Origin of the sequence: Glutamicibacter soli (genome assembly GCF_003309065.1) — a bacterium.
GTDB classification, from domain to species: domain Bacteria; phylum Actinomycetota; class Actinomycetes; order Actinomycetales; family Micrococcaceae; genus Glutamicibacter; species Glutamicibacter soli.
Window position 1 is genome coordinate 457,087 of sequence record NZ_POAF01000003.1, and the last position, 13,179, is coordinate 470,265.

Annotated in this window: 11 protein-coding genes; 5 read left to right on the plus strand and 6 right to left on the minus strand. The window is 57.1% G+C overall.

Annotated elements, in window-relative coordinates:
* Window positions 1-176 precede the first annotated feature (176 nt).
* Window positions 177-371 carry a hypothetical protein gene (locus C1H84_RS08685; RefSeq protein ID WP_146955979.1) on the minus strand — a complete coding sequence of 65 codons (195 nt, stop codon included), beginning with the start codon at window positions 369-371 and terminating at the stop codon, window positions 177-179.
* Between the two features lie 615 nt (window positions 372-986).
* Here C1H84_RS08685 and C1H84_RS08690 point away from each other — a divergent pair.
* On the plus strand, window positions 987-2,162 hold the full coding sequence (locus C1H84_RS08690; protein WP_244910857.1) for an MFS transporter: 1,176 nt from the start codon (window positions 987-989) through the stop codon (window positions 2,160-2,162).
* Window positions 2,163-2,267: 105 nt separating this feature from the next.
* Here the strand turns inward: C1H84_RS08690 and C1H84_RS08695 are convergent, their stop codons facing one another.
* From C1H84_RS08695 to C1H84_RS08710, 4 genes are all read right to left on the minus strand, one after another.
* Window positions 2,268-3,686: an ABC transporter ATP-binding protein gene (locus tag C1H84_RS08695; RefSeq protein ID WP_113607147.1), complete on the minus strand. Its 1,419-nt coding sequence runs from the start codon at window positions 3,684-3,686 to the stop codon at window positions 2,268-2,270.
* Window positions 3,683-4,414 (minus strand): energy-coupling factor transporter transmembrane component T family protein, encoded by a 732-nt coding sequence (locus C1H84_RS08700; RefSeq protein ID WP_113607148.1) that lies wholly within the window; start codon window positions 4,412-4,414, stop codon window positions 3,683-3,685. Before C1H84_RS08700 ends, C1H84_RS08695 begins: the two co-directional genes overlap by 4 nt.
* Window positions 4,415-4,418: 4 nt before the next feature.
* On the minus strand, window positions 4,419-5,231 hold the full coding sequence (locus C1H84_RS08705) for an ECF transporter S component (RefSeq protein ID WP_113607149.1): 813 nt from the start codon (window positions 5,229-5,231) through the stop codon (window positions 4,419-4,421).
* A gap of 133 nt (window positions 5,232-5,364) precedes the next feature.
* Complete coding sequence (locus C1H84_RS08710) at window positions 5,365-6,429, minus strand: nucleoside hydrolase (protein ID WP_113607150.1); 1,065 nt, start codon at window positions 6,427-6,429, stop codon at window positions 5,365-5,367.
* Window positions 6,430-6,673: 244 nt separating this feature from the next.
* Between C1H84_RS08710 and C1H84_RS08715 the strand changes: the two genes are divergently transcribed.
* The 3 genes from C1H84_RS08715 to C1H84_RS18515 all read left to right on the plus strand — a co-directional run bounded on the left by C1H84_RS08715 (window position 6,674) and on the right by C1H84_RS18515 (window position 9,778).
* Window positions 6,674-7,750 carry a M14 family zinc carboxypeptidase gene (locus tag C1H84_RS08715; protein WP_113607151.1) on the plus strand — a complete coding sequence of 359 codons (1,077 nt, stop codon included), beginning with the start codon at window positions 6,674-6,676 and terminating at the stop codon, window positions 7,748-7,750.
* 894 nt (window positions 7,751-8,644) lie between these two features.
* Window positions 8,645-8,902 carry a hypothetical protein gene (locus C1H84_RS08720; protein WP_047120321.1) on the plus strand — a complete coding sequence of 86 codons (258 nt, stop codon included), beginning with the start codon at window positions 8,645-8,647 and terminating at the stop codon, window positions 8,900-8,902.
* Window positions 8,903-8,914: 12 nt separating this feature from the next.
* On the plus strand, window positions 8,915-9,778 hold the full coding sequence (locus C1H84_RS18515) for an FHA domain-containing protein (protein WP_244910858.1): 864 nt from the start codon (window positions 8,915-8,917) through the stop codon (window positions 9,776-9,778).
* A gap of 457 nt (window positions 9,779-10,235) precedes the next feature.
* On the opposite strand, the gene C1H84_RS08730 is transcribed toward C1H84_RS18515, so the two are convergent.
* Window positions 10,236-11,921, minus strand: coding sequence for a formate--tetrahydrofolate ligase (locus C1H84_RS08730; RefSeq protein ID WP_113607152.1), 1,686 nt, complete (start codon window positions 11,919-11,921; stop codon window positions 10,236-10,238).
* 267 nt (window positions 11,922-12,188) lie between these two features.
* Here C1H84_RS08730 and C1H84_RS08735 point away from each other — a divergent pair, with 267 nt between their 5' ends.
* Entirely contained in the window at window positions 12,189-13,106 is a 918-nt protein-coding gene (locus tag C1H84_RS08735; RefSeq protein WP_113607153.1) for an LLM class flavin-dependent oxidoreductase, read from the plus strand.
* The last annotated feature ends 73 nt before the right edge of the window (window positions 13,107-13,179 follow it).

A 13,179-nucleotide genomic window follows, 5' to 3' on the forward strand; every position in this document is an offset into this window, starting at 1 on the left:
TGCATGGCGCGCGCCGTTGCCTGGGTGTGGGAAAACAGTGGATCTATAAGTATTTCCCGTGTCAATGGCCTGCTGCATTTCGTCCGAGTCCCCCCGAATCACGAAAGACGCGGCAACCGTTACCGCACGCTTTCCCCTACATTAGTATGAATTCCACTAAAACCACCGACGTATGACTACGAGGAGGTGCGGCTGTCCCAAATTCCATGGCATTTCGCACCTGTTGAAATGCAGCGGAGACAATCGGCGATCTGCGCCAGCTTGTCGATGGCGTCGAAGACGTCAAAATTCCAATAACGCGGCGGGTACATTTCGACGAGTCGAGAACCGCCAAAGTGGCCATCGGAGAGGCGCTGAACAAAGACGTGCATGCCCGTGACCAAACCTCCTCCAACGAGTTGTAGACCATGAACGCCACGCCGCTGACTACCTTGCCGGACCGAACCAAATCTCCACCCTATTCTTCTAGATATAGGGTTGAATGATCACAGCAACCCCGAAGCTGTGATGAGACAGAAGTCCAGTGACTACTTGCGATCGCAAACGATCTTGGCTCTAGAGAGTGTCCCTCATCAAGGCGATCCGATCTCCGAAAGTTCGGTGGAAACCGCTGACCCCATTCCGAGAAACGCTACCGGAGTAGGAATACCTGCCGGATAACGAAAAAGACGACTAGATTCTGCACAGAGTCAGCGTCCTGGAGTAATTTCCATTGACTTAGATTGCAGGTTCAGCGGTTGCCCCTCCCTGAGCATTTCGTGCGTATTGTCTGTCTGCGGCATCGAGGAAGGATTACTTTTATCCCTTAAATACAGTTTCTCATTCAATGACACATAGGTAGGCGTATGGGTTATAGCGTGGAACAATCCCATGAGGTCCTCACACCGTGAAACCTGATATCGGACCCGAACAGAGAAGGAGTGCCGCAGGTGTCTGCAGCGTCGCAGCCAGTTCAGCAGCGAACCAATATCGCCTGAATCATCATCGTGGCTTCCGGAGTGGTGGCCGGTCTCCATATCTGGAAGCTGGCACCGGCCTTGCCCGTCATCCAGGAGCAGCTAGGATTCTCCCTGCTATTCGCTGGAACCCTTCTCGGTGTGGTCCAGGTGGCTGGCATGCTCGGTGGTTTGGCGGTATCGCTGCTTTCAGAAGTCATTTCCCAGCGCAGGACGTTGCTGCTCGGGCTGTTATTGCTCGTCCTCGGTTCGGCCCTCGGCGGCTCGTCCCAAGACGCCTACGTTCTTCTGGCAACCCGCATCATCGAAGGTGCCGGCGTCATCATGACAACCGTGATGGGTCCAGGACTGGTTCGTTTGCACGCGCCGTTGAAGAACCTGAACATGGCTGTCGGCTGGTGGGCAGCTTATATGGGCATGGCGACGTTCCTCGGAGTCTTCAGCACGGCTCTGGTCCTTCAGCACATGTCATGGAGCACCTGGTGGTGGATTCTGGCGGCCCTGACGCTACTGCCAATTCCGCTGGTGCTGAAATTCGTAGGTCCCGATGCCCCAGCAGGCGCCGCTGGAATGCGCGAAGCCGCCCGTCGCATCGGCATCACCGCCAAGTCCGGACGCGTCTGGGTCAGCGGCCTGATCTTCGGCTGCTACACCGTTCAGTGGATGGCAGTCGTGGGATTCCTCCCCACCATCTATGAAGGTTTCGGTCTCTCCCCTGTCTCCGGCGGGCTGATCACCGCAGTGGTCGGCGGGCTGAATGCGGTCGGAGCAATCATCAGCGGCTTGCTGCTGCACAGGGGTGCCAACGGCAGGACCATGCTCTTGGTTGGTTTTGTCCTGATGGCAGTGACCTCAACCATGACGTTCGTCTTCACCTACCCGCCACATCTGCTGTGGATCCAGATGATCGCCGTCGGTTTGTTCTCCATCAGTGGGGCAACAATTCCCACCGCCATGACCCGCGTAGCCGTAGACCTGGCACCTGCCGGCGGTTCCGCGCCAGCGTCAATGGGCCTGATCCAGCAGATCTTCAACATCGGCAACTTCACCGGCCCCATGTTGCTGGCAGGCGTAGCAACGCTTACCGGTGGATGGAACTCTACCTTGTGGATCACCTGCGGTTTCGCACTGGTTGGCATCCTACTGACCATCGGGCTTTCGCGCAGGAACTCAGCGTTCGAGGCGATGAACTCCCACCAAGGCTAAGCAGAGCTCACCTGCATCTTGAGGAAATCCGGCCAGACTGTCCAGAATGATTTCCTGCAGGATTCTGGACTTCATGCTGAATGGGGCAGAGAAGGTTGGGCTGGTCTATCTCGCGTTTTCAACGGCGTTCAACTGCACTGTCCTGTTCGCTGCGTGAGCAACGAACGAATCGTCGTGACTCGTAAACAAAACGCCATGGCCCTTGGAAGTGCACACGTCGAGTATTTCTCGAAGTACCCCTATTGCGTTTTCGTCCAATCCTTCTGTTGGTTCATCCAGCAGCAAGATCTCCGGTTCATGCACAAGAACGCTCGCAAGGGCCACTAATTTGCGTTCCGAGATGGACAGTTCGTAGGGGTGCATTTCTGCCTTGCCCCTCAGATCTAGCCGGTCAAGTACTTCCGCTACTTGCCGCCGGGATTCGGTGCCAGGCCGAAGGCCGTAGCCAACTTCTTTGAACACCGTTCGTTCGATAAGTTGGTCGTTAGGGTTCTGTAGCAATAGGCCCGGAAAAGTACTCGTGCGTATTTTTCCTGTTGTGGGTTTGAGCAATCCAGCTGCAGCTTTGAGAATGGTCGTTTTGCCTATACCGTTGGGTCCCAGTAATGCCACGCATTCGCCCGCATGGATCTTGAGGTTGAATCCACTAACAATCTGGGGTGCCGATGGTTGGTAGCCGAGATTTGTTCCGGCAAACTCCAGAAGAACCCGCGAGCAATTTCTCCCAGTGAGTTGAGCTGGCTTCTTGTCTAGATTTGATTCTTGATTCGATGGGAGAGATTTTCGCTCGAACCGTGAGAGTTCGCCGTCTTCCAGTTTGAGGACCTCGTCAACAAGGTCCGCACCATGGACGTAGTTCCGGGTTATGACGACGATTGCTTTGCCTAGCAATTTCAGTTGCTGGATGGCGGATAACACCATGTTTTGGGCGTTCTTATCCAATCCTGCCAGCGGCTCGTCCAAGACGAGCACCTGAGGGTTATCGACCATAAGGGCACCCAATGCAACGATTCGTGTTTGCCCACCGGATAGGGTGCCAGCATACTGTGCAAGGAGATGCTTGATATCCAGCATGTCGGCGACTGCACGAATACGGGTCAGAATGTCCTTACGTGGCACCCCGCGATTCTCCAGCGAGAAAGCCATCTCTTCGGCAACAGTTTCCCTGATTCCTGAGAGATAGTCATTGGCGTCCTGAGGCAGGAACGCAATGTGCTGTGCCCAGCCAGAAGGATCAATTCGAGGACTTTCGTTCTCTGAGAATGCAATGTGCTTGCCGCCAACGGTTATTGCGCCTTCGAACTGGTCTAATCCGGTTCGGGGCAGTATTCCGCCCAAGATTGCGCCCAGCGTCGATTTCCCTGATCCTGAATCACCGCTAATAGCAGTCACGGTCCCAGGACGAATGTTGATCTTGATGTCTTGGAGAACGTCGGTCTCTGCTCGCGCATATCTGAAACGCTTGAGGTCAAGGTCTAGGTCCAACCCCATTTTCAGGTTTCCCATTCTCAATTCCCTGGTCATGCGAAATCCATCCAGTTTGGAACCAGCAGCAGAGCTGGCAGTAGCAACGCACAAAGCCCTGAAACACGGCGAATCCCACGTTGCGCCTTGGAATCTGGAATTTCTCGAAGGCGTGTCACACTCTGAGCTGCCGGAAAGCCTCTGGCAGCTAAATGCGGTGCGCGATTAGCTGATTCTTCCAAAGTCGAAAGCACCAAGGGAACCGCCTGCAAACGGATCTTCTGAAACCAGCCTCGTGGCCCACGGCGAAACTTCACCTGTCGCAGCATTTGTGCTTCGCTGATGGCCCGCTGACGATCGGCTAATTGCGGAATCAGGAGGAGTGTCGCAGCGACCAGATATCCAAGTTGAGCAGGCGCCTTCGACAAATCAATCGCCGCCACCAGTTGATGGCGGTCTACGATCAAGGCGCACAGCAACCCGACCACGACCAGCACAGCCGTTCGCAGGCCAAGTTCTGCGGCTGTCTGCAAGCCTACTTGCGTCAGCCCAAATTTTCCGTTGGAGGCCAGCCCATGGATCATCAGCTGCGAGGCAAAAGTTGGCAGCACGATCGCACTCGATAAGCCAACAAGTTTTACGCTCTTGCCAACGCTCCATGCCACAATCAACGCGCAAGCAAGCACCGTGCAGCTAAGCCACCAGCGTCCCGCAGCCGTCGTCGTTGTCACTACTGCAGCAGCCACCGCCAGAACGGTGAACGGATGCAGCCGTTGAAATCGGTCCATTCCCTTAGTCTCGTTCTCCGCTTAGGTTGCCAAGCACCCGATAACGACGCACGAACTCATAACTCTGGTACATCCGGCTGGGGAGAGCGTAAACGAGCATCGCAGCAATGAGGAAAACGATTGCCTTGTCCCCTGGGTCGGATATCAACGCTTGTTTGGTGACCGCGGACAGCAGCGAGTCGCCCATGGAGCGGAATGCCGCCACTACCGCTCCGGTTCCGACCCCAGAAGTCCCACCGAAGACGAATGCCGCTACCGGTGCAGAAATCGTTCCAACGAGAACACCGGAAACAAGACCAGCGATGGGAGCCAGATACACACGTCGGACAGCACCGAAGCGAGCTGCCGTGCCTGCAAGGAAGCCAATAAGCGCCGCTCCGGCGGCGAACGGGAGTACTGTCGGGGCGAACAGGGACCAGATCAGGGTTCCCAAGACTCCTGTTGCCGCACCGGCACGACGGCCTGCGAGGAATCCGACCAGCACCGTGCCGATAGAGTCCAGATACAGGGGCACCATCACCGAGCCGACGAACTGCCCCAAGAGGATATTCAGACCGAGCGCCACGGGAATCAAGGTCAATGTCGACACTGGCAGGTCCCGAAGGACAGCAGCCAGGAGCAACAAGGCAGACAGCAGATAGGCCGCGAATGTTGCCAGTGCGACTCCTTGGCCCAGCCCCCCGGTGAGATCTGTCGGTTGGGTAATCACGAGGACCGTATAGGTCGTCATGAGCAGAAGCGTGCCCGCAACCGCCAAGAGGTTACGACGGAGCTTGCTGCCGGTCGATTCGTCGGCAAGGAGCAAATTGGGTGACATGGTGAAGAGAATCCTCAGATACAGTGCATGGATCGCGTCCCGCAGATACTGCTGGACGCCCGATTACCGGACCTATGTCACCTTGGCCCGGTTCATGAGTTTAGCTCACGAAGTGTCTTCTCGAAGATTCTCTTTACATTCGGCGGGCCAAATCGGCCAGCTTCTCGCGCAACTCGTCGAACCCCCGTGCCGGATTATTTTCCGTGACCACCTTCGCGTTTGCAGGTTTTCCCCACAGTCCGCGGAAGTCAGCGACCGTTGTTCCAAAAAGTAACGTGGACTCGGTTTCCACATCCAACGTCGCAAGCTTGGTTTGATACTCCAACGTACCTGCGGCAACACCTGCTGCGAAGTAATCGTGAACGTGGGCGATGTAGCCTTGGTCGTAGTTTCTATGAAACTCGAAATAGAATCGCAAAGCATCGGAGACATACCGGAGCAACAGGTTTTCCGCTTTACTCCGGGTACCCTCTGGATCTGTTTCCCGAACATGTTCTTCGTCAAGCTCGGCGGTCATGGCCAAGTCATTGACAAATCCCGGTCGCATCTCAAATCGCTCGGTTGTTTCCAATGCACACACAATCGGCAGCTGTTCTTCGGGAAGCCCCGCCTCCGCCGCTGCGGTGTAGGCTGCAAAAACTTCCTTCGCGGCATGCGGGTCCACATGCGTATTCCATTCGGCGGTTGGGGTTGTATTTCCTTGGTAGTAGAACGCCCCACCCATGATCACGACCTTGCGTAGCAACCATGGCAAGCGAGGTTCTCGACGCAGCGCCAAGGCGAAATTAGTCAATGGTGCGCACAACAGCACCGTGAGTTCGCCAGGGTTCGCCCGGGCAGCGTCGTTCCAGAAGTCCACAGCGTCTCGGTCTTCGCCTTCCCTCGCTCCGGCGTCTGGCAACGTCGCATAACCGACGCCCTGGAGCCCATGGGTCTCCTCCGTGGTGACTAGCGGAATTTCCAAAGGCTTCCGCGCGCCGATCAGCACCGGCACTTCCGGATTGCCACAGAGGGTCAGCAGTGCACGATTGTTGGCAGCAACTTGGTCAGCGTTCACATTGCCCGGGGTGCTGGTGACCGCAACAATGTCCACGTGGTCACAGGCGCAAAGGTACGCCAGCGCCAACGCATCATCGATTCCCGTGTCATTGTCGATTAACAGGCGGATCTGTTTTTGATTTTGAGTCCTATTTTGCATCAGAGTCACCCTACGTCATGTTTGAGCGCTTCGGTCCTATATCTGTTCAACAGTCAATAGCGCCCCGAGCCGTCAGGTTTCTTCAGCTAGAAGGAGGTCTTGCGCCCCCTCACCTGGGGTTCTAGAGACGAATGATTCGTGAAACATACGCGACATTGGTTGCCACAATGACGGAGTCATGATTGAGTGATCTACATCACGTATGCGATGGGGATCTGCAGCGCCATAATCAGAAAGCGATTTCATGACTACAAAGCACACAGGCTCAACCAACCCCCTGCTCAAAAAGCTCACCTGCGGTGCCGCAGCAGCAGCATTGCTGGTCGGAGTCTCAGGTACGCCTGCATCAGCCACGGGCAACGGACCGGACTATGGTGGCAACGAAACCATCAATACTTCCATTCTGCACACCTATGACTCGATGGTGGCGGAGCTCCGCAAACAGGATGCCAAGCAACCGGCCCTGGAGTTGGAGGTAATCGGCCAATCGGTCAAGGGCCGCGATTTGTTCGTAGCCAAATACCTCTCCAATCCTGCCAATCCGACCGTTTTGTTCCTGACTCAGCAGCACGGCAACGAGCAGCTGACCACGGAAGGTGCTTTGGAAGTCATCAAGCATTTGGGCACCGGTCGGATGAAGAACACGCTGAAGAACATTAACATCCTCATCGTTCCGATGCTCAATCCCGACGGAGCCATGGGTGACGTGAATTTTGATCTCAGCGATTACATCGCCTCAGGCGGCCGTCATTTGACTCGCTACAATGCGAACAATATCGATATCAACCGCGACCACGTTGCGAAGACCCAGCCTGAGATCAAAGCCCTACACAACAACGTACTCTCGACCTACGACGTCGACTACATGATCGATTTGCATCACCAGGGCACTCGCTCGGCAGTGGATGGAAAACTGGTTTCCGGGTCGATCCTCTACCCCACCACTCCGGACGTGAAGCCCGAGGTACTAGAAGGGTCCAAACGTTTGGGCTCCATTGTCTACCAGAATGTTGATGCCACCGGATGGGGCCATTTGGGTAAGTACGTCGGCGGAACAGCCAACACCATCGCCCGCAACGGAATTGCTGCTGAGTACGATATCTCAACCCTGCTCTTTGAAATGCGGGGAATGAGCGATCACTTTAATCCGGGATCCGTCCTAGGACAGAAATCCAATGGCTACCTCCGCCAACAAACCATCCTGACATTGGAAAGCGTCATTAAGGCAATCTCCGATGGCTCGGTGGATACCGCCGACACGTCATTTTGGGATTCCCTGCCTGAACAGGAATACCTGCCCGGCAAGGCAAATGATGAATAAATCTTAACCAGTACCATCAGGCATCAGGCGGTGGCGCATCGGTTTTTACCGGTTCACCACCGCCTGACTTTATAGGTATGGATCCGCCCGGGTGAATTACTCAATATCCCAACTGATCGTTACATGAAAGGTGAAAGAGCACTTGGTCATCCCGTGCCCGTCTGCGTAGCAATCTATATGTACAGAAATTTACGCGCAATAGTTGTCGTTCTCGATCCAGCTCCTTTGCCACTTATACCGGGTAGGCACAGATATCGGCACCTGCCGCGGTTCGCAGAATAATTGCTCTGGCAGCAAGATGTCTAGATTCTTCGACGGTCCCTAGTTACTAAAAATCGGCGCGCCCACAAACGGCACTTCCTCCCCATGGAAACTTTGCCAACGGTGCTTTAGTTGGGATGCTTGGCTGGTAATTAAGCTCTCCGGGATGGAGGATAGCTCGGTTTTCAAAGAATCGTGGCCATTCCTCGCACGAAGCGAGTCGCCCATCTTCGCGCCTCAGAAATCGAAAAAATAGCCACATTTCTAATATTTCACTTACCGAGAATTTAGTTATACTAAACACCTAAAATCGTGAATCTTGTTATTCAAGATAATTTCCGAAAATGCCCTCCCCACTTCATCGAGTGGCTGCCAACCTTCAGTTGACCCGAATAGAGCCATGTCACCGGCGCCGTGATTTCCCTACTTGACTTGTGACTATATGGCAAAATCTAAGAATCGACGCCCTGGATGGAATGCAATAAAAACACCAATGGAACCGGCAACCTTGAGATTTGAATTAATCATTTACCTGAGCGCAAGCAGCGGGTAATCTATGTCACACAGAACCTGCGTCCCGCAGCTTCATCCAGTTTTTATGATCATTCTCGATAGCAGAGGAATGTGGTTAGAGTGGACAATTTTAATACGAATAAAGATTTGCCAGTGGAGGATCTGCAGATTGCCGATTGGTCGGATCTCGGCCAACAATTGTGGTCCTACCTGACCGGGCGTGGTGCAGCTGTGAACTACACACTTGTGGACATGATGGTTGAAGTACCGAGGGACATCGGTCCAGATGCACCCCGGGCTACATGGAAGTTCAACGGCACCCTGAGGGTCACTACGAGCGATGACCACTCACTGGGTTCAGATCAGTACCGCGAGTGAACGGGCAGCCTGATGCGCTTCGACATTGACCTGAATTTCACGGTCGACCAGCCACTCGAGGGCACTGATGACTCAGAACTAGTACATGGAACTGTCACGGCCGAAGGCCGGACCATCCATATCCAAACCGATTCAGACTCAATATTCCGAGTCTCTAGAGGTGCCAGCCGCCCTGCCCTAGACCAGCTTGCGCATCGCCTCAAGAGCTCTGGAATCCAGATTGTGATTGATGGGCCGAAGGGGAATATCGTCACGCTCGGTGACGTCAAGCCCAATTTGTCTGGTCGACTCGCGATGAAATCGAACGCCGTACGGATTGGTTCGTTGAAAAACGTCAAAGGGCTGCTGCAGAAGGATCGAAGGAATGGAAGTCTGGGCATTCCGAGCACCCTGTTTCCGCTGTTTCCCACCTTCCAGAGGAACCAGCGCATGCGGCCTACCACCACGCATTATGCCGATCGTGGCGGCAGGCCGAGGCTCATCTTCGTCAAGGACAGCGAGTCGTGGGATGGGAAGGCGCCGAAAGTGCTCAACCTCGTTGACGACGTCGTGGTTATTGGCAGTGCCCAGGATAGCGGACTGATATTAGAAGGCCTGGAACCTGTCCATGCACGAATCGTCAGGGACGACCTCGACGAATACGTCCTCCAAGCAGTCCATAGGGTTGGGGGAAGCGCAGGGTTGAATGCTGGTCAAGAGTACGTCCTGCGAAGCGGGGCGAGAATCGAGCTTGGAGGCTGGCGGCTGGTTTTTTACCGGGAAGAGTACGCCGATCACGGACGGCCTTATGGCGGGCGCAATGGCGGAGAACTGGCCTACCAGAGGCCTCAAGTGAATCCGCGTACCGGGATTATCGAGCGCGATTCCACCGATTAGTCCGTCGCAGGCTGCCGCAGATTCTGCGTGGTGTACGGGAATCAGAAGGGCCCCGGAGGCCAGTCCTCGGCCAATCCGCTGGATCTTGAATGCGCGAATGGAAACCGCGGCGGCCTTCACAGGCGCGCCGCCGCGGTACTTCAGAGAAGTGATCCATCCGTGAAGCGTTGGATGCCTGCACGTCGGGCCCGGAATCCGCAAACGGGAACGGCGTGAATGGCGTTCGACTCTCTACGCGTTAGCTAGCTATTGGCGCCAGCCGAACCACTGCTCAAGGTGTCTTCAATGAACAGCTCCTCACAAATGCCAAGGTGCTGGAGTGGAAGTTTCGGAAGGCCAAGTCGGGAAGCAAGCCTTCAGCACTCGATCAACAGGCGCTAAGGTCCTGTACCGGCACAGCCAGCTGGTGCAGGATGGCAGCCCACCCCTGCACAGGGTGGGCTTTGCCAGCATCGGTTTAGGACAGGCCGACCGCGTTTCCGTCCTCGTCCACGTCCATGTGCATCGCGGCGGGCACCTTGGGTAGGCCGGGCATGGTCATGATCGCGCCGGTGATCGCCACGATGAACCCGGCTCCGGTCTTCGGAATAAGGTCGCGCACCAGCAGCGTGAAGCCCTCGGGTGCGCCCAGCAGCGTTGGGTCATCCGAGAAGGAGTACTGCGTCTTGGCCATGCACACCGGCAGGTTGTCCCAGCCGTTGGCATGGATCTGTTCCAGCACCCGCTTTGCAGCGGGAGTGTAGTCCACTTCCGCCCCTCCGTAGATCTCCTTCACCACAGTGAGGATCTTCTCCTCCACCGGCTTCTCCAGCTCATACAGCGGGGCGAAGTCGCTCGGCTCTTCGATGGCGCGCAGCACCGCCGCGGCCAGGTCCCCGGCTCCGGCGCCGCCTTGGCCCCAGACATCCGCCAGGGCACATTCAATGTTGTTTTCCGCGGCCCACTCGGTGACCACGGCCAGCTCGTCCGCGGTGTCGTCCGTGAACTTGTTGACGGCGATGACCGGATGGATCCCGAACTTCCTGACGTTGGAGGCGTGCCGGGCCAGGTTCACCATGCCGTCGCGCACCGCCTGCACGTTCTCGCCCTTGAGCTGGTCTTTGGCTACTCCCCCGTGCATTTTCAAGGCGCGGATGGTCGCCACGATCACCACGGCGGATGGCTCGCACCCGGCGTAGCGGGCCTTGATGTCCATGAATTTCTCCGCGCCCAGGTCCGCGCCGAACCCTGCTTCGGTGACCACGACGTCCGCCAGCGAGCGGGCGGTGTTGGTGGCGATGGCCGAGTTGCAGCCGTGGGCGATATTGGCGAACGGTCCGCCGTGGATGAACGCCGGGGTGCCGCCGATGGTCTGCACCAAGTTCGGCTTGATGGCATCCTTGAGCAGCATGGTCATGGCGCCGGCCGCGCCCAGGTCGTCCACGGTCACCGGCTTCTTCTCATAGGTGTACCCGATGGTCATGCGTCCCAGCCGGGTGCGCAGGTCTTCCAGCCCAGTGGCCAGGCAGAACACCGCCATGACCTCCGAGGCCACGGTGATCTCGAATCCTGCCTCGCGCGGAACGCCCTCGGTCGGGCCGCCCAGGCCGATGACGATATTGCGCAGGGCGCGGTCGTTCATGTCGATCACGCGCTTGAAGGTGATCCTCCGAGGGTCGATCCCCAGGGCGTTGCCGCGGTGCAGGTGGTTGTCGATCAACGCCATCAGCAGGTTATTCGCGCTGGTGATCGCATGGAAGTCGCCGGTGAAGTGCATATTGATCTCGTCCATCGGCAGCACCTGCGAATACCCGCCGCCGGTGGCACCGCCCTTCATGCCGAAGATCGGACCCAGCGATGGCTCGCGCAGCGCAATAAGCGTCTTGGCTCCTGCCAAGGACAAGGCGTCTCCAAGTCCCACCACCACGGTGGACTTTCCCTCGCCGGCCGGGGTCGGGGAGATTCCGCTGACCAGGACCACCTTGCCGAGCGCGGCATTGCGGGCAGGAAGATGGGATGGGTCGATCTTGGCCTTGTACCTGCCGTAGGACTCGACAGCTTCTTCCGGGATCCCTGCGGCTTCGGCAATCTGCGCAATTGGCTTGAGCACCGCACGCGAGGCGATGGCAAGATCGCTCATATCGATTTCTGTCGTCTCTGACATCGTGTCCAGCCTGTCTGTCTTCCAATAGTCCGGCAGCTGAGGAAGGCCAAGTTCCTTGGGTATCCTCGATTAATCTTCAAGCTATCATCACTGGGGCTGCAGGTGCTGTCATGGCGTGGTGGCGGGTGCCTGACTGTGGTGTCCCTGCCGTGGATGCGGTGGCAACAGGGAGACACAGGTATGCTCATCCACGGACCGGGCGGCCGTGCAATGACCCTTAATACGGCTGTCGAATACAACGAAGAAATTGGCAGGACACAGCGCGGTATGAGACTTTCAATCCTCGATCAAGTTCCGCTCACCGAGCATGCCCCTGATCGCCCTGCCGCGCTGACGAGCGGCTTAGCTCTGGCCCAAGATGCCGATGCGCTGGGATACCACCGCATCTGGTTTGCCGAGCACCACAATTCCCGCTCATTCGCCAGCGCCGCACCTGAAATGATGACTGCGCTGGCGCTTGAACGTACAAGCAGGATCAGGGTCGGTACCGGTGCGATCCTCTTGCCGTACTACCCGGCCCAAAAGGTCGCCGAAACGATGGGACTGCTCTCGGCAGTGCATCCGAACAGGGTCGACACCGGCTTGGGACGGGCGGCGCTGCCAGACCCGAACTATGCCGCAAAGATCGCTGCGCTGGTGCAGGAATTCGGCACGAACCACCCGCAGCCGGACAGCGAACCTGTTGGAGGCGTGTGGGTGCTGGGAGCCGGCGGCTCGTCCGCACCGCTGCCCGGCACGCTGGGCGCCGGATACGTCCATGGCCATTTCCTGCGTCCTACCGGCGGGGAGGTTGCTACCCGCGCCTATCAGGAAGCGGCCGCGCAATCCGGACATGCTGCCCACACCGTCCTGGCGGTCCGCTTCGTCACGGCTGAAACAGAGGAACGGGCCCAGGAACTGGCCGAGGCCCTGCTGCTCTGGCGGGTGCGCAAGGATTTCGGGCACGACGGTCCGATCCCCTCGACCGCCGGCGCCGGGAGCTACCAGTGGAGCGCCCCGGAACGAGCCCGGGCCCAGGAACGCAGCCAAGCACTGATCGTCGGAACTCCGGACAAGGTTTGCGCCCGGCTTCTGGCCTTGGCCGAATCCCATAGGGCCGACGAGCTGATGCTCAACACGCTCGTGAGCAACCCGAAAGATCGGCTGAACGCCTACCGGCTGTTGGCAGACCGCCTGATCGGCTGAAACGCCTTGCATCGGGCATCCACTGGATGGAAGGATATTCTTCCCCCTCACGGTTTCTGCTGGCACGATGAGC